The 16,671-nt window shown below is 48.8% G+C and carries 14 protein-coding genes; 10 read left to right on the forward strand and 4 right to left on the reverse strand.

Features of this window, described 5'->3' with window-relative positions; translation table 11 throughout:
* Positions 1-64: 64 nt before the first annotated feature.
* The gene (locus IC804_RS15215; protein WP_087959916.1) at positions 65-1,633 is read left to right on the forward strand and encodes an IS1182 family transposase; all 1,569 of its coding nucleotides are present in this window, start codon (positions 65-67) and stop codon (positions 1,631-1,633) included.
* A gap of 115 nt (positions 1,634-1,748) precedes the next feature.
* Here IC804_RS15215 and IC804_RS15220 read toward each other — a convergent pair whose 3' ends face one another.
* Positions 1,749-1,949 carry a YlaI family protein gene (locus IC804_RS15220; protein ID WP_008878735.1) on the reverse strand — a complete coding sequence of 67 codons (201 nt, stop codon included), beginning with the start codon at positions 1,947-1,949 and terminating at the stop codon, positions 1,749-1,751.
* 333 nt (positions 1,950-2,282) lie between these two features.
* Entirely contained in the window at positions 2,283-2,876 is a 594-nt protein-coding gene (locus IC804_RS15225) for a YhcN/YlaJ family sporulation lipoprotein (RefSeq protein WP_008878734.1), read from the reverse strand.
* A 134-nt stretch (positions 2,877-3,010) separates the two neighbouring features.
* Here IC804_RS15225 and IC804_RS15230 point away from each other — a divergent pair, with 134 nt between their 5' ends.
* Complete coding sequence (locus tag IC804_RS15230) at positions 3,011-4,342, forward strand: PhoH family protein (protein WP_008878733.1); 1,332 nt, start codon at positions 3,011-3,013, stop codon at positions 4,340-4,342.
* 93 nt (positions 4,343-4,435) lie between these two features.
* Here IC804_RS15230 and IC804_RS15235 read toward each other — a convergent pair whose 3' ends face one another.
* Positions 4,436-4,942: a hypothetical protein gene (locus IC804_RS15235; RefSeq protein WP_008878732.1), complete on the reverse strand. Its 507-nt coding sequence runs from the start codon at positions 4,940-4,942 to the stop codon at positions 4,436-4,438.
* 179 nt (positions 4,943-5,121) lie between these two features.
* Here IC804_RS15235 and IC804_RS15240 point away from each other — a divergent pair, with 179 nt between their 5' ends.
* From IC804_RS15240 to pyc, 3 genes are all read left to right on the forward strand, one after another.
* Positions 5,122-5,394, forward strand: coding sequence for an Fpa/YlaN family protein (locus IC804_RS15240; protein WP_029760399.1), 273 nt, complete (start codon positions 5,122-5,124; stop codon positions 5,392-5,394).
* A 124-nt stretch (positions 5,395-5,518) separates the two neighbouring features.
* Positions 5,519-6,730 carry an FtsW/RodA/SpoVE family cell cycle protein gene (locus IC804_RS15245; protein WP_011887087.1) on the forward strand — a complete coding sequence of 404 codons (1,212 nt, stop codon included), beginning with the start codon at positions 5,519-5,521 and terminating at the stop codon, positions 6,728-6,730.
* A 59-nt stretch (positions 6,731-6,789) separates the two neighbouring features.
* Entirely contained in the window at positions 6,790-10,233 is a 3,444-nt protein-coding gene (pyc, locus tag IC804_RS15250) for a pyruvate carboxylase (protein ID WP_008878728.1), read from the forward strand.
* Between the two features lie 86 nt (positions 10,234-10,319).
* On the opposite strand, the gene IC804_RS15255 is transcribed toward pyc, so the two are convergent.
* Complete coding sequence (locus tag IC804_RS15255) at positions 10,320-11,273, reverse strand: COX15/CtaA family protein (protein WP_041264307.1); 954 nt, start codon at positions 11,271-11,273, stop codon at positions 10,320-10,322.
* 388 nt (positions 11,274-11,661) lie between these two features.
* On the opposite strand from IC804_RS15255, the gene cyoE reads away from it, so the two are divergent.
* From cyoE to ctaF, 5 genes are all read left to right on the forward strand, one after another.
* Positions 11,662-12,585: a heme o synthase gene (gene cyoE, locus IC804_RS15260; protein ID WP_029760402.1), complete on the forward strand. Its 924-nt coding sequence runs from the start codon at positions 11,662-11,664 to the stop codon at positions 12,583-12,585.
* 75 nt (positions 12,586-12,660) lie between these two features.
* Positions 12,661-13,731 (forward strand): cytochrome c oxidase subunit II, encoded by a 1,071-nt coding sequence (gene coxB / locus IC804_RS15265; protein ID WP_008878725.1) that lies wholly within the window; start codon positions 12,661-12,663, stop codon positions 13,729-13,731.
* A 22-nt stretch (positions 13,732-13,753) separates the two neighbouring features.
* On the forward strand, positions 13,754-15,622 hold the full coding sequence (gene ctaD, locus IC804_RS15270) for a cytochrome c oxidase subunit I (protein WP_008878724.1): 1,869 nt from the start codon (positions 13,754-13,756) through the stop codon (positions 15,620-15,622).
* On the forward strand, positions 15,622-16,242 hold the full coding sequence (gene ctaE / locus IC804_RS15275; RefSeq protein ID WP_008878723.1) for a cytochrome c oxidase subunit III: 621 nt from the start codon (positions 15,622-15,624) through the stop codon (positions 16,240-16,242). The genes ctaD and ctaE overlap by 1 nt, the downstream gene beginning before the upstream one ends.
* 4 nt (positions 16,243-16,246) lie before the next feature.
* On the forward strand, positions 16,247-16,579 hold the full coding sequence (gene ctaF / locus IC804_RS15280; protein WP_008878722.1) for a cytochrome c oxidase subunit IVB: 333 nt from the start codon (positions 16,247-16,249) through the stop codon (positions 16,577-16,579).
* The last annotated feature ends 92 nt before the right edge of the window (positions 16,580-16,671 follow it).

A 16,671-nucleotide genomic window follows, 5' to 3' on the forward strand; every position in this document is an offset into this window, starting at 1 on the left:
AAACCGTTCCTCTTTTGGTATAATAGAGTCACCACAACCCTACCAAAGAAAGGACGGTTTTCTTATGTACATTTATTATAACCGAGATCAACTCATTTTGCCAATGGATCTTGAAATTTTCATTCCCAAACATCATCTTTGCCGGATTGTGGATCTGGCAGTGGAAAAAATGGATCCGGCTCTGTTCGTTTCCCTCTATCTTGGCGGAGGGCGTCCAGCCTATCATCCGAAAATGATGTTGAAAGTCATCCTGTATGCCTACGCCAATCGGATCTACTCCTCTCGCCAAATCGCCAAGCAGTTGAAAGAAAACATTTACTTTATGTGGCTATCCGGCCATCAAACACCGGATTTTCGCACGATCAACCGATTTCGGTCGGAACGGATGAAGGACATCATTTACGAAACGTTTTTCTCCATTGTCGATCTTCTGCGTCAAGAAGGGCTGGTCAAGTTAGAGGATTATTTTCTGGATGGAACGAAAATCGAAGCCAATGCCAACCGATATACATTCGTTTGGCGCAAATCAACGGAAAAGTACGATCAGAAACTGGAGGAGAAATTCCGGAAAATCGTTGCCTCGATCGAACAGGTGACGAAAGAAGATGAAGAGGCGGAACAAGAGGGGGATTTTCAAGAAAAGCTGGAAGCTTCACCGATCACGTCCGAAAGGATCGAAGCCGTCATCGAACAAGTGGAAGAGCGCCTAAAGAAAGAGCCGAAGAATCGTACGTTAAAGAAAGCCAAACGGCAATTGGAACAAGATCTTCTCCCCCGTAAGAAAAAATATGAAGAATACAAAGAAAGATTAGGCGAACGGAACAGTTTTTCGAAAACGGATCCGGATGCCACGTTTATGCGGATGAAGGACGACCATATGAAAAACGGCCAGCTCAAACCGGGGTACAATGTGCAGATTGGGACAGAGAACCAATTCATCACTGGATTTAGCGTGCATCAACGGGCAGGGGATGCCGGATGTTTCATTCCGCATTTGGAGCAATTGGCCGCCTATGGGCGTCCAATGCCTAAACAAGCCATTGCGGATTCCGCCTATGGGAGTGAGGAGAACTACACGTACTGTGAGAAAAAGGAGATAGTCGCCCTGATCAAGTACAACACGTTGGATCGGGAACAAACGAAAGCGTGGGCGAAGGAGATCGGCCGAATCGAGAACATGACGTATGATGAGGAGCTGGATGAGTGGATTTGCGTCAAAGGGGAACGGTTGGTGTTTGTGTATGAACGGAAGGAAACGACCGACAACGGGTACGTTACCGTCAAACGGACGTATCGTTGTACGGCTTGTGCCGGATGCCCGTTTCAGGCGACATGCGCCAAAGGCAAAGACACGAAAACCATCCGCGTTTCCTTGAGAAATCAACAACAACGGCAAGAGATCCGTAAACGGCTGTCCACGGAAGAAGGGGCGGCGACGTACCGAAAACGACAAATCGAAAACGAGCCGGTGTTTGGGCAAATCAAGCACAACCAGCAATTTCAGCGCTTTTTGTTAAGAGGGCTCCCAAAAATTACCTTGGAATGGGGGCTTATTTGTGCTGCTCACAATTTGAGAAAGTGGGCGGCCACAACCGATCCAACAAAGAAAAAACAGGATAAAATTCAGAAATAAGGAGAAATTCTCGTTTCAAAAAAGGAATAAATAACCAAATAGTAAAGAAAAGAAACAGAGGCTGTCCCCAAAAGGTCGGTTTAACGACCTTTTGAGTCAGCCTCTTTTTTTGCGGTTACCAGTTATCTTCAGCACAGACGCCGCGGTAGAAGCGGAATTTTCCGGTTGCCAGTCGCTGCTTTGTTTTTTCGGCAATGCGGTCATGGCATTGGCGGCACATGTACGTATGGATCGGGCGGTTGCGCAGCCGTTTGGCGAGCAACGATTCGTCATCAATGGTATCGATTTGTTCGCAAAGCACGCATTTAACTTTCATTGTTCACCTCACTGAATCTCCCGATGGCGAAAATCGCGAGGGGGTGCGTATAACAGGGGTTCTTCATTACACGTACGTGCACAACTCACCCTTGTTCGGCAAGACGTTCATAGGTAAACACCCTGACGGCGCTTAACGCCCTGTACGCCCGATTCAAGATATGGAATGTTTTCTCTATGCAGGAATAGTATATCATCGTTCACCACAGCAAAGCAATCGGTTCATCCTATATCAAAAGACAAGGTTATATGGAATGGAACCGATTGTCATTTGTAAAAGGGAAGCTGCGGGCTGTCCTCCTATTTACTTGCAGCATGGTCGCACCGGAATCATTTAGCGATTTAAATGTTCGTTCGACTGTTTATCTTGACGCTCATTCAGTTGCCGTTCTTCCTGCTCGTTCAGCTGCCCGTCGTTTTCTTCCGTCGGCTCAGGCGTCGTTTCAAATAAGTCGCTTGGTACTTCCGGCATCACCCGTCCGACGATGTCAGCAATTTCATTCATAAACGCCTGCACCGGTCGTCCATCATCGATTTGTTTGCCGATGTTGCGCACGCGGGTGTAAAGGTCCGGGTCAGCGACAATAATAGCGTTGGCGCCGTATGGATCTTTTTGCAGCGCTTCGGCGACGGAATATTTAATCGTGCCGACGCGCGAGGCATCGACGTTAGCACCGACGTCAATGCCGACGAGGGCATATTTGCCGACGACAATCGCTGCCGCGTCATGAACGTTTGGGACGCGGTTGGCGATCTCTGCTAGTCGGCGGGCGATTTCCTGTCCGGATTTGTTTTCTACCTTTTCATCAACCGTATTTTTTACGCGTACGAGCGAACGGTCGGACTCCTTTGCCTCATTATCATTTCCGATGGCACATGCGCTTAAAAGAAGAACGCATAGAACAGCCAGCCAGTAGTTTTTCTTCATCATCTGCCCACCTCGCCTTTTTTTACTTTATTTTGCAAATATCCTTCTATCTTTATACATTTTTTCATATGCTATACTACAGCCATTCCCATCCGGTGCAGAAGGCGAAAAACGGATATAGGGGGAAGCGGAATTTGGGAAAGAAAATCTATGTGCTCGATACGAACGTGCTCTTGCAAGATCCGTATTCCATCTTTTCATTTGAGGATAACGAGGTCGTCATCCCGGCTGTTGTGCTTGAGGAAGTGGATTCGAAAAAGCGCTATATGGATGAAATCGGAAGAAACGCTCGCCAAGTGTCGAAGTTGATCGACCGCCTTCGTGAAAACGGCAAGCTGCACGAGAAAATTCCGCTAGAAAACGGAGGGGTGCTGCGCATTGAATTGAACCACCGCTCCTTTCAGCAACTTCAAGAAATTTTTGTTGAAAAAACGAATGATAACCGCATTTTGGCAGTCGCAAAAAATTTATCGCTCGAGGAACAGGCGAAAGAAAATGGACGCTCTGTCATTTTAGTGAGCAAAGATGCCCTCGTGCGCGTCAAAGCCGATGCGATTGGGCTGCAGGCTGAGGACTTTTTAAGCGACCGTGTCGTTGACGTCGACCACATTTACACCGGGTTTTTGGAGCTGTACATAGGAAACGACCACTTGCAACGGTTTTACGAGAAGGGAGAGCTTGTGCTGGCCGATATTGCAGACCACCCGTTTTACCCGAATCAGTTCATCATTATGAAAGATGCGTTTGGCAGTTCGACCTCGGCGATTGGGATCGTCGACCAAAACGGAAAAAAGGTAAAAAAGCTCGTCTTCCATCAAGAGCATATATGGGGCATTCGCCCGCGCAATGTGCAGCAAACGATGGCGTTTGAGCTGCTCATGCGCGACGACATTCCACTTGTGACGTTAATCGGTAAAGCCGGTACTGGCAAAACGTTGTTGGCGCTTGCTGCCGGCCTGATGCAAACCGAGGACTTGCGCACGTACAAAAAACTGCTTGTTGCTCGACCGATTGTGCCGATGGGGAAAGATCTCGGCTTTTTGCCGGGGGAAAAAGAAGAAAAGCTGCGTCCATGGATGCAGCCGATTTTTGATAACCTTGAATATTTGTTTAACACGAAAAAAACAGGGGAGCTGGACGCTATTTTAGCCGGTATGAGCTCGATCGAAGTTGAGGCGCTTACCTACATTCGCGGTCGCAGTTTGCCGGAGCAGTTTATCATTATCGATGAGGCACAAAATTTAACGAAGCATGAAGTGAAGACGATTTTAACACGCGTCGGTGAAAAAAGTAAAATTATTTTGATGGGTGATCCGGAGCAAATTGATCATCCGTATTTGGACGAGTATAACAACGGCTTGACGTATGTGGTCGAAAAGTTTAAAGATCAAAAAATCGCCGGCCATATCCGACTCATCAAGGGGGAGCGTTCGGCGCTTGCCCAGCTCGCTGCCGACTTGCTTTAAACCCGCTTCCTGACACGAATGGCTGCCCAAAGTGCGGCTAACAGCTCCCCCAAATGAGGCAAAAACCGGGCGGTCCCTTCATAGGGCGCCCGGTTAGCGGACAATCAACTCACGCACATTCGTAATCGGCATTTCACGGTTTGAGCCGTCGCCAAAATAAATGTGAACGGGTCCGTCATCGCGCAGCGGTTTTCCATTTTTCGAAAAAGCGAAAATCAAGTCGTATGCTTTCTCGAGCGGGATCGCAATCTCCTCATTTTGTGCCACGATAACAAGTTCAGAAGCATCTTCATGCGGTTCGGCATTTCGCAAAAACGGGGCAAACGGCATGCCGAACGAACCGGTGATGATTTTTTCCTTCAAAAAGCGCTGCTCTGTTTTCAACGTCGGTGGAAAAACGGCACCCTCTTGAATTTCCCGGTCCCAAAAAGCCGACCACTTTTTGATTTCCTCTTCCTCTTGGCCCTTTTCTGTTACTTCCGGTTTCGGTTGCGAAAAATACGTGTCCAAATCGATTTTTCGGTCGTCGAAAATCCAGACGCCGGGATCAAGCGTGATCGTAAATTTTACTTTTCCAGTCAGCATAATAATATCGCTCATCAAAGCATCCTCTCCTCTGCATTTTCCCGCTGTTTTTAGTATAATAATAAATAAAAGGTTTGTCATGTTCCAAGCCGTTCGACTGTCAACGGTTTCAACTTGCAAAATGGCTTGTTTCACGTTAACATTTAAAGAAGGATAGGGGAGAGAACGGAGGGATCGATGTGACGGACGAATCGATGAGCTATCAGGAAAAGGCGTACGCGCTTTTACAGGCGGATGCAGAAAAAATTATTCAGCTCATCCGCGTGCAAATGGATCATTTGACGATGCCACAATGTCCGCTATATGAGGAAGTGTTGGATACGCAAATGTTCGGCTTGTCGCGGGAAATTGATTTTGCGGTGCGCCTCGGCCTTATCGAGGCAAAAGAAGGGAAGGCGCTCCTTGACCGGCTCGAGCGTGAGCTCTCCGCGTTGCATGAGGCAGTAACGAAAAAGCGCGTGCGATAACAATACATGGCAACTCAAACGATTGGTCTGCCGTCGTTTGAGTTTTTCTGTTTTTCGGCAGGAAAACGGTGTGCCGCTGCGAATGATTTTATGTACATAACTGTGTAAATGGGGAAGAGGGAAGATGGAACGACAATTGTGGAAGAAAGTATTGAAATGTTACGATTATCCGCTTGTGATTGCGATCATTATGCTATCGTTGTTCGGATTGATTATGGTGTACAGTTCAAGCATGGTTACCGCTGTCATCCGCTTTGAAGTACCGAGCGACTATTTTTACGAACGGCAAAAGCGATGGCTCATCGGCGCGTTGATCGCCTTCGCTGTCATGGCTATGATCCCGTATAAAGTGTGGCGGAAAGAACGATGGGTGAAACTAGTGTTTTTTACTTCCCCGTTGATGCTGATTGCAGTTGCTTTTCTCGGCCATACGGCCAACAACGCCACGAGCTGGTTTCGTGTCGGGGCGCTCTCGGTCCAACCGGCGGAGCTGGCGAAGCTCGGATTGATTTGGTACTTGGCCGCAGCGTTTGCCAACAAGCAGAAACGGTTGGCTGAGCCGGTGAAAAGCAATTTGTTCCCGATTTATTACACGCTGTTTATTTGTTTTTTAATCGCCATTCAGCCGGATTTTGGCACGGCAGCGATCGTGTTTTTCATCGCGATGTGCATCATCGTATCATCTGGGCTGCGCCTCATTTTGCTCCTAAAGCAACTGCTCTTTTTTACCCTCATTGGGGCGATGCTATCGCCGTTTTGGCTTCCAGTTGTGGGTGGAAAGATTTTTTCGGATGAACGAATGTCACGCCTTTATAGCTATTTGGATCCGTTTAAATACGCGAGCAGCGACGGCTACCAGCTTGTCAATTCGTACTTAGCGATCGGGCTTGGCGGATTGAAAGGGCTCGGGCTCGGAAAAGGTGTGCAAAAATACGGCTATTTACCGGAATCGCACACGGATTTTATTATGGCGGTCATTGCCGAAGAACTCGGGCTGTTTGGCGTGATGTTCACGCTTGGGTTGCTTTCGTTTATCGTGCTGCGCGGGTTTTGGGTCGCTCGTCGTACCAACGATGCGTTCGGCAGTTTGCTCGCCATCGGCATTTCTGTCATGATCGGCTTTCAAACGTTTATTAATGTCGGTGGAGTCACAGGAATCATTCCGATCACCGGTGTGCCGCTGCCGCTTGTCAGCTACGGGGGAACATCGCTCGTCCTCATGATGGCCTCACTTGGCTTGCTTGTCAATATTTCGATGTTTACGAAATATGAACAACGGTATAAAAAAAGTAAAAAAATGACTGTCGACAGACAGAAAAGAGGTCTGACTTTTTAGAAAGTGTATTTACAAAATAGAAAAAGTTTTATAGTTTAAATTAGAAAGGAGGAAAGACGATGAAGACAAGACGAATTCGCAAAGTGCTCGTAGCTAACCGCGGGGAGATCGCCATCCGCGTTTTCCGCGCCTGCACGGAGCTTGGCATCCGCACCGTGGCCATTTACTCGAAGGAAGATGTCGGCTCATACCACCGCTATAAAGCGGATGAAGCGTATTTAGTCGGTGAAGGAAAAAAGCCGATTGAGGCGTATTTGGATATTGAAGGCATCATTGAGATTGCCAAGGCCCACGATGTCGATGCGATTCACCCAGGATATGGGTTTTTGTCAGAAAATATTCAATTTGCTAAACGGTGCCGTGAAGAAGGAATTATTTTTATTGGCCCGAATGAGAACCATTTGGACATGTTCGGCGACAAGGTGAAAGCGCGCCATGCGGCGGTGAACGCTGGCATTCCGGTCATTCCGGGCAGCGACGGGCCGGTCGACGGCCTTGAGGACGTTGTCCGCTTCGCCGAAGCGCACGGCTATCCGATCATCATTAAAGCAGCACTTGGCGGCGGTGGGCGCGGCATGCGCATCGTCCGTTCGAAGTCGGAAGTTAAAGAAGCGTTTGAGCGTGCCAAATCGGAAGCAAAAGCGGCGTTTGGCAGCGATGAGGTGTATGTTGAAAAGTTGATCGAAAATCCAAAGCACATTGAAGTGCAAATTTTAGGTGACTATGAAGGAAATATCGTTCACCTTTATGAACGCGACTGCTCGGTGCAGCGCCGCCACCAAAAAGTCGTCGAAGTCGCGCCGAGCGTCTCGCTGTCGGACGAGCTGCGCCAACGCATTTGCGAGGCAGCGGTTCAGCTTATGAGAAGCGTCGGTTATGTCAATGCCGGCACGGTCGAATTTCTCGTTTCGGGTGATGAGTTTTATTTCATCGAAGTCAACCCGCGCATTCAAGTCGAGCATACGATCACCGAGATGATTACTGGAATTGATATCGTCCAGTCGCAAATTTTAATTGCTGATGGCTGTTCGCTTCATAGCCATGAAGTCGGCATTCCGAAGCAGGAAGACATCCGCATTAACGGTTATGCCATTCAGTCGCGGGTGACGACGGAAGACCCGCTCAATAACTTTATGCCAGATACTGGGAAAATCATGGCGTATCGCTCCGGTGGGGGCTTTGGTGTACGTTTGGACGCCGGCAACGGTTTCCAAGGGGCAGTCATTACGCCGTATTACGATTCCTTGCTCGTCAAATTGTCGACATGGGCGTTGACGTTTGAGCAGGCAGCAAGAAAAATGCTGCGCAACTTGCGCGAGTTCCGCATTCGCGGTATTAAAACGAACATTCCGTTCTTGGAAAATGTCGTCCAACATCCGAAGTTTTTATCAGGCGAATACGATACGTCGTTCATCGATACGACGCCGGAACTATTCGTGTTCCCACGCCGGAAAGACCGCGGAACGAAAATGCTCACTTACATCGGCACAGTGACGGTCAATGGATTCCCAGGCATCGGCAAAAAGAAAAAGCCGGTGTTTGACAAGCCGCGCTTGCCAAAATTGAGCGAGGCAGAGCCGATCCCGGCCGGAACGAAGCAAATTTTGGACAAGCATGGCCCCGAGGGGCTTGTCCGCTGGATTCAAGAACAGCCGCGGGTGCTCTTGACCGATACGACGTTCCGGGACGCTCATCAGTCACTGTTGGCGACACGAGTCCGCACGGTCGATTTAGTGCGTGCAGCCGAGCCGACGGCGCGCTTATTGCCGAATTTATTCTCGCTTGAAATGTGGGGCGGGGCGACGTTTGATGTGGCGTATCGCTTTTTAAAAGAGGATCCGTGGGATCGGCTTCTGAAGCTGCGCGAGCGCATCCCGAACGTGTTGTTCCAAATGTTGCTCCGTTCTGCCAACGCCGTAGGCTACAAAAACTATCCGGACAACGTCATCCGCGAGTTCGTCGAAAAATCGGCGCATGCTGGCATCGATGTGTTCCGAATTTTCGACAGTTTAAACTGGGTGAAAGGAATGACGGTGGCGATCGACGCCGTCCGGCAGAGCGGCAAAATCGCTGAAGCGGCGATTTGCTATACGGGTGATATTTTAGATCCGAGCCGGTCGAAATACAATTTGGATTACTATAAGGCCCTTGCGAAAGAGCTTGAACAGGCGGGTGCGCACATTTTGGCCATTAAAGATATGGCGGGGCTCTTGAAGCCGCAGGCGGCGCATGTGCTCATTTCCGCGCTCAAGGAAACAGTCGACATTCCGATTCATTTGCATACGCACGACACGAGCGGTAACGGCATTTATACGTACGCGAAAGCGATTGAAGCCGGCGTTGATATTGTTGATGTCGCCATCAGTTCGATGGCCGGCTTAACGTCTCAGCCGAGCGCCAATACGCTTTACTATGCGCTTGAAGGGACCGAGCGGGCGCCGGAAGTCGACATTTACGGTCTTGAGCAGTTAGCGCGCTATTGGGAAGATGTGCGCAAGTTTTATCAAGAATTTGAAAGCGGCATGAACGCGCCGCATACGGAAGTGTACATGCACGAAATGCCAGGCGGCCAATACAGCAACTTGCAGCAGCAGGCGAAAGCGGTCGGTCTCGGCGATCGGTGGGATGAAGTGAAAGAAATGTACCGCCGCGTCAACGACTTGTTCGGCGATATTGTCAAAGTGACGCCGTCATCGAAAGTCGTCGGCGATATGGCGCTTTACATGGTGCAAAACAACTTGACGGAACAAGACATTTTCGAGCGCGGCGAAACGCTGAACTTCCCTGATTCAGTCGTCGAGCTGTTTGAAGGATATTTAGGCCAGCCGCACGGCGGATTCCCGAAAGAGTTGCAGCGCATTATTTTAAAAGGACGCGAGCCGATCACTGTCCGTCCGGGGGAACTGCTCGAGCCGGTTGATTTTGAGCAAATGAAAAAAGAGCTGTATGACAAGCTTGGCCGCGAAGTGACCGACTTTGATGCCATTGCGTACGCCCTTTATCCGAAAGTGTTTCTTGAATATGCAGAAACGGTGGAAAAATACGGCGATGTGTCTGTACTCGATACACCGACGTTCTTGTATGGCATGCGCCTTGGCGAGGAAATTGAAGTGGAAATCGAGCGCGGAAAAACGTTGATCGTTAAGCTTGTGTCGATCGGCCAGCCGCAGGCGGACGGTACACGCGTCGTCTACTTCGAGCTGAACGGTCAACCGCGTGAAGTTGTCATCCGCGATGAAAGCATTAAAACCGCAGTCGTTGAGCACATTAAAGCGGATCGGACGAACCCGAACCATATTGCGGCGACGATGCCGGGTACGGTTGTTAAAGTGCTTGTCGAAAAAGGGGAAAAAGTCGACAAAGGGGACCATTTAATGGTCACGGAAGCAATGAAAATGGAAACGACCGTGCAAGCACCGTTTGCCGGTGTTGTCAAAGACATTTACGTCAAAAGCGGCGATGCGATCCAGGCAGGCGATTTGCTCATCGAGTTGTCCAAATAAAAAAACATTGATCTTGGCACAAGCCGGTTTCCTAAAAAAGGGATGCCCAACATTTGTGGGCATCCCTTTTATGCAACGAGTGAGCGTTATTTTAATGGCGCCGATGCCGTGTCCTCGACCGACCGACCCGCGGCTGTCGCCGGCCGGCGGCGGGTGCGGAGCGCCAAGAGCAGTAAATAGCTGAGCACGCCGAATAGACAGGAGATGAAAAAGGCGTGCGCCAAGGAGATATACAAGTTCAACTCGGTAAAAACGACAAGCGCGCCGGTCACCATTTGCGCAAGAACAAGAAGAAGAGAGATGATCCATCCGTAATAAATGACCGGCTGTTCGCGGTAATAACGGGCGGCATGCACCGTTGCAACAGCGATCCAAATGATGATAACGGCAGCCGCCAGACGATGCCCCATTTGCACCCATTCGTGAAACTGCACGGGGAGGAGGCGTGACTTCGCGCACAGCGGCCAGCTCGGACAGGCAAGACTGGCATTCGTATGGCGGACAAGCGCTCCAGTATAAACGACCAAGTACGAATAGATGATGATGCCATAAATATGGAACCGCATTTGGCCGTCAAGCTGAAGCGAAGTGGCAGAAAACTTTTTGTCAACTTCGAAAATAAGCAATGTCAACAACAGCACAGCAGCAAACGAGATGAGCGAAATACCAAAATGTAACGCCATAACGAAATCGGACTGTCCCCACACAACCGCGGCGGCGCCAATTAATGATTGCAAGACGAGAAAAACAAAAGAGAGAACGGCTAAAGGCTTTGTTTCCCGCACATGCCCCATGACCCGCCATGACCGAATGCAAAGAATGAGCACCATGATGGCGGCAAGCCCGGAAACAAGGCGATGGCTCAGTTCGATCACGAGTTGGGGTGTAATGTCATCCGGTATCCATTGGCCGTGGCACAGCGGCCATGATCGTCCGCAACCCATGCCGGAGTCCGTTTTTGTCACGAGTGCTCCGCCGATCAGCACAAACAGCATCGCCACCGTTGTTGTCGAGGCAAACCATTTTAATGAACGTTGCAAAATCTTCACCTTCTTGTATTGAGAAATTATGATTTTGTCCATATTAGTAAAGTAATGAAGTTTATCGCAATCATCGGCGTGTCAAGCCAAGTCTATTTTACACGATGACGCCATGAAACACAAAATGACGTTTGCATATTGAATAAGTCACTTAAGTTTGCTAGAAATATTAATGGGACAAGCGTATGAACCGATTTCTATGTCAGGCATTCAAAAATTTGACACAAATTATTCAAAAAAAGTTCACATGATCTGAAAAAAATGTGATTTAATATAAAGAGAAAACAAATCTTTTTGTTCTTTTTTCGTATTGGATAGAATGTTAAGCAATAAGCAATATGATGGCGCTGTTCTCATCACGGATGGCGCAGCGAGGAGGAACAGGAGAATGGCCGATTTGAAAGCGGTGCAAGAAGCCGATGTTCGGCAGCGCCCGCAGGCAAGCATAAAGATGTTTTGGAAAGAGTTATCGGCAGTTGTGAAAATCGGAATCGTTAATTCCAACTTGATCACGACATTTGCCGGAATGTGGTTGGCGTTTTATTTTACTGGAGAGCGATTTTTAGAAAACTTGCATATCGTCTTTTTCACGCTGTTCGGGGCGGCGCTTGTCATCGCCGGATCGTGCAGCATTAACAATTTTATAGACCGCGATATTGACCAGCATATGGAGCGGACGAAAACGCGGCCGACGGTGACGGGGACGATGGAGCCGCGGCGGGTGCTTTGGCTTGGGGTGACGCTTGTTGCCATCGGGACGATGAGCCTGCTCATGACAACGGTTACGGCTGCAATTGTCGGGCTGATCGGCGTGGTGACTTACGTTTTCCTGTATACGCTTTGGACGAAGCGCAACTATACGCTTAACACCGTTGTCGGCAGCATCTCTGGTGCTGTACCCCCGGTGATCGGCTGGACAGCGGTCGATTCGGATTTCCATATCGTTCCGCTCATCTTGTTTTTAATCATGTTTTTATGGCAGCCGCCTCACTTTTTGGCTCTAGCGATGAAGCGGTGTGAAGAATACCGGGCTGCCGGCATCCCGATGTTGCCGGTCGTTCATGGCTTTGAGATGACGAAGCGGCAAATCATCGTCTGGGTGGCATGTTTGTTGCCGCTGCCGTTTTATTTGTTTTCGCTCGGCATCCCGTTTTTAATAGTCGCAACGGTGCTGAATGTCGGGTGGTTGTTGTTAGGCCTATGGGGCTTGAAAATGAAAGACGACATCAAGTGGGCCAAGTTGATGTTTGTCTACTCGCTCAACTATTTGACGATTTTGTTCGTGGCGATGGTCATCGCCACGATTTGGTGAACAGGTTAAAATTCTTTCTTCGTGAAAGAATTTATATACATTTATCCATCAAAGAAAGAGGGGTTTGATTAGGCTATGAAGAAAGGGCTACGGAACTGGCGCTTATTTTCCTTGTTTGGGATGATGGCGCTGTTGCTCGCCGGCTGCGGCAAGCCGTTTTTGTCGACGCTTCAGCCTGCCGGTGAAGTAGCGAACATGCAGTATTCGCTCATGTTGTTGAGCACGTCGATTATGGTGCTCGTCATTGTTGTCGTAGCGATTATCTTCGTCTACGTTGTGATCCGCTTCCGGCGGCGGAAAGGGGAAGAAAATAAAATTCCGAAGCAAGTGGAAGGGAACCATAAACTGGAAATTATTTGGACTGTCATTCCGATTATCCTCTTGCTTATTTTAGCGGTGCCGACGGTAGCGGCGACGTTTAAGTTGGCGGATGTAAAGCCGATGAATGACAAAAACCGCGATAAAGACACGGTTGTTGTCAACGTGCGCGCCAATTTGTACTGGTGGGAGTTTGAATACCCGGATTATGGCATCATTACGAGCCAAGATTTAGTCGTGCCGACGAACGAAAAAGTCTACTTTAATTTGGTGGCGTCGGATGTTAAACACTCGTTCTGGATTCCGGCCGTTGGTGGCAAAATCGACACGAACACGGACAATAAAAACCAGTTTTGGCTCGTCTTTGACCAAAAAGCGACAGACAAAGCAGGCGGTGTCTTCTACGGCAAATGTGCTGAGCTTTGTGGTCCGTCTCATGCATTGATGGATTTCAAAGTGCGCCCGCTGCCCCGTGCAGAGTTTGATGCATGGGTAGAAAAAATGCAAAAAGCGGAAAATCCGGTTGTGACCGATCCGGTTGCTAAACAAGGGGAAGAAATCTTCAATAAAAGCTGTATTGGCTGCCATGCGGTGTCGCCGGTAGACAATCGTCCGGAGCAAGCGCGTACAGCGCCGAACTTGGCGGGCTTCGCTGACCGTGAACGGATTGCCGGCATTTTGGAACACAATGAAGAAAACTTAAAAAGATGGCTGAAAGACCCTGAAGGTGTGAAACCTGGAAATAAAATGACGGGTACATATGGCCAGCTGACAGAAGAACAGCTTGATGCATTGACAAAATATTTAATGAGCTTAAAAGTGGAATAAGGCATAAAAGGGAGGTTTCGCTGTGAGTACGATCGCTCGCAAAAAGGGCGTTGGGGCCGTTTTATGGGATTACCTGACGACGGTCGATCATAAAAAGATCGCCCATCTGTATTTGATCTCTGGTGGCATTTTCTTCCTGCTTGGCGGTCTTGAGGCGTTGTTTATCCGCATTCAGCTTGCGAAGCCGAACAACGATTTTCTTGTTGGCGGCTTGTACAACGAAGTGCTGACGATGCACGGGACGACGATGATTTTCTTGGCTGCCATGCCGCTTGTTTTCGCGTTTATGAATGCGGTCGTGCCGCTGCAAATCGGCGCACGCGATGTTGCATTTCCGTTTTTAAACGCGCTTGGTTTTTGGCTCTTTTTCTTCGGTGGGGTGTTTTTAAACTGTTCATGGTTTTTAGGCGGCGCTCCTGACGCAGGTTGGACATCGTATGCGTCGTTGGCGCTCGATTCGAAAGCGCACCATGGTGTTGACTTTTACACCCTTGGGTTGCAAATTTCAGGCTTGGGGACATTAATAGGCGGAATTAACTTTCTTGTTACGATTATTAACATGCGCGCTCCGGGCATGACGTTTATGCGTATGCCGATGTTCACTTGGGCGACATTTGTGACGTCTGCGCTCATCTTGTTCGCGTTTCCGCCGTTGACGGTTGGATTGATTTTCTTGATGATGGACCGATTGTTTGGTGGAAACTTTTTCAATCCGGCTGCTGGCGGTAATACGATTATTTGGGAGCATTTGTTCTGGGTGTTCGGCCATCCGGAAGTATACATTCTTGTATTGCCAGCATTCGGTATTTTCTCGGAAATTTTCGCGACATTCTCTCGTAAACGGCTGTTTGGCTATTCATCAATGGTATTTGCAACGGTGCTCATCGCCTTCTTAGGATTCATGGTGTGGGCGCACCATATGTTTACGGTCGGAATGGGGCCGATTGCGAACGCCATCTTTTCTGTCGCAACGATGACAATTGCGGTGCCGACAGGAATTAAAATTTTCAACTGGCTATTTACAATGTGGGGCGGGAGCATCAAGTTTACGACGCCGATGCATTATGCGGTGGCCTTCATCCCATCGTTCGTTATGGGTGGGGTAACCGGCGTTATGCTGGCAGCGGCAGCGGCTGACTATCAGTATCATGACAGCTATTTCGTTGTTGCCCACTTCCATTACGTCATTGTCGGTGGGGTTGTGTTTGCCTTACTTGCTGGTACGCATTACTGGTGGCCGAAAATGTTTGGCCGCATGCTAAACGAGACACTTGGCAAAATTACGTTCTGGCTGTTCTTTATCGGATTCCATTTAACGTTCTTTATCCAGCATTTCCTTGGCTTAATGGGAATGCCGCGTCGCGTGTTCACATTCTTGCCGGGGCAAGGGTTGGAGACCGGTAACTTCATCAGTACGGTCGGAGCGTTCTTTATGGCGGCCGCAACGGTTGTTTTACTCATTAACATCGTGATTTCGGTAAAAGGTGAAAAAGCGCCGGCCGATGCATGGGGTGACGGCCGCACGCTCGAATGGGCGATCGCTTCGCCGCCACCAGTATACAACTTTGCCCAATTGCCGCTTGTTCGCGGGTTAGATCCTCTCTGGCTTGAAAAAATGGAAGGGAAGAAGGAATTGACGCCAGCTGAGCCACTTGGCGACATTCATATGCCGAACTCGTCATTCCTGCCGTTTATCATGTCGTTCGGCTTGTTTGTGGCGGCATTTGGCTTTACGTACCATCAAGAGACGGCTTGGGGCTTGCCGGTGGGTATTCTCGGCTTGCTCATTACGTTCGGTTCGATGTTCTTGCGCTCAGTGATTGATGATCACGGTTTCCACATTCATAAAGAAGAAGTGCTTGAACTTGAGAAGAAGGGGGCGAACGCCTGATGCACGTAGAGGAAAAACTGACGCCCGAGACGTTCCCGGCGGCGCCGGAACGAGCCACTCTTGAGGGGAAAAATAAATTTCTTGGTTTCTGGCTGTTTTTAGGCGGAGAGACGGTGTTGTTCGCCTCTCTCTTCGCCACCTATTTAGCGCTCAAAGACAAAACGAACGGTGGCCCTTCCGGTGAAGAACTGTTCCAAATGCCGATTGTGTTTATGGCAACGATGCTTCTGTTAACGAGTAGCTTAACGAGCGTTTACGCCATTTACCATATGAAAAACTTTGATTTTCAAAAAATGCAACTTTGGTTTGGCATTACCGTGTTGCTTGGCGCCGGATTTTTGGCCTTGGAAATTTATGAGTTTTATGAGTATGTTCATGAAGGCCATAAGTTTACGTCCAGCGCTTTCGGCTCTGCGTTTTACACACTTGTTGGCACGCACGGTGCTCACGTTGCGTTTGGGTTGCTTTGGATTTTAACGTTGATGATTCGCAACGCCAAGCGCGGGTTAAATTTATACAATGCCCCGAAGTTTTACGTCGCGAGCCTTTATTGGCACTTTATCGACGTCGTCTGGGTGTTCATTTTTACCGTTGTATACTTAATGGGAATGGTGGGGTGAACGTATGACGAACCAAATGAATTCAGGAAATGAGCGCGTCGACTTAGCGTACCGCCGTCGGAAAAATGCGGAAGAAATGCGTCATCAAGTGATTGCTTTCGTGCTGATGATTTTATTGACGCTCATCGCTTTTGCCGCGGTTGGTTACGAAGAGTTTTCCCACTGGTTTGTCATTCCGTTTATTTTGCTTTTAGCTGGTGTACAAGTAGCGTTTCAGCTGTACTATTTCATGCATATGAGCCATAAAGGGCATGAATTTCCAGCCTTGTTTATATATGGCGGCGTGCTTGTCATGTTAGTTCTCGTCTGGGCGTTTTCGACGATCGTTTGGTGGTAGACACAAGGGGGGGAATCGGTATGGATGCCGGTTTCCCTTTTTTAATAGCTGTTATCCTGCCGCATGTAGTATAATGGGAAAAGGACAAAGCA

It is taken from the genome of Geobacillus sp. 47C-IIb, assembly GCF_014679705.1.
Taxonomy (GTDB): Bacteria; Bacillota; Bacilli; order Bacillales; family Anoxybacillaceae; genus Geobacillus; species Geobacillus thermodenitrificans.

Bases quoted from the DNA above. Each gene is read 5' to 3' on its own strand.
- ctaF (WP_008878722.1), top strand. From the start codon at position 16,247: ATGACGAACCAAATGAATTCAGGAAATGAGCGCGTCGACTTAGCGTAC.
- IC804_RS15240 (WP_029760399.1), top strand. From the start codon at position 5,122: ATGAGCTATCAGGAAAAGGCGTACGCGCTTTTACAGGCGGATGCAGAA.
- pyc (WP_008878728.1), top strand. From the start codon at position 6,790: ATGAAGACAAGACGAATTCGCAAAGTGCTCGTAGCTAACCGCGGGGAG.
- IC804_RS15245 (WP_011887087.1), top strand. From the start codon at position 5,519: ATGGAACGACAATTGTGGAAGAAAGTATTGAAATGTTACGATTATCCG.
- coxB (WP_008878725.1), top strand. From the start codon at position 12,661: ATGAAGAAAGGGCTACGGAACTGGCGCTTATTTTCCTTGTTTGGGATG.
- IC804_RS15220 (WP_008878735.1), bottom strand. From the start codon at position 1,949: ATGAAAGTTAAATGCGTGCTTTGCGAACAAATCGATACCATTGATGAC.
- cyoE (WP_029760402.1), top strand. From the start codon at position 11,662: ATGGCCGATTTGAAAGCGGTGCAAGAAGCCGATGTTCGGCAGCGCCCG.
- IC804_RS15215 (WP_087959916.1), top strand. From the start codon at position 65: ATGTACATTTATTATAACCGAGATCAACTCATTTTGCCAATGGATCTT.
- IC804_RS15225 (WP_008878734.1), bottom strand. From the start codon at position 2,876: ATGAAGAAAAACTACTGGCTGGCTGTTCTATGCGTTCTTCTTTTAAGC.
- ctaE (WP_008878723.1), top strand. From the start codon at position 15,622: ATGCACGTAGAGGAAAAACTGACGCCCGAGACGTTCCCGGCGGCGCCG.
- IC804_RS15235 (WP_008878732.1), bottom strand. From the start codon at position 4,942: ATGAGCGATATTATTATGCTGACTGGAAAAGTAAAATTTACGATCACG.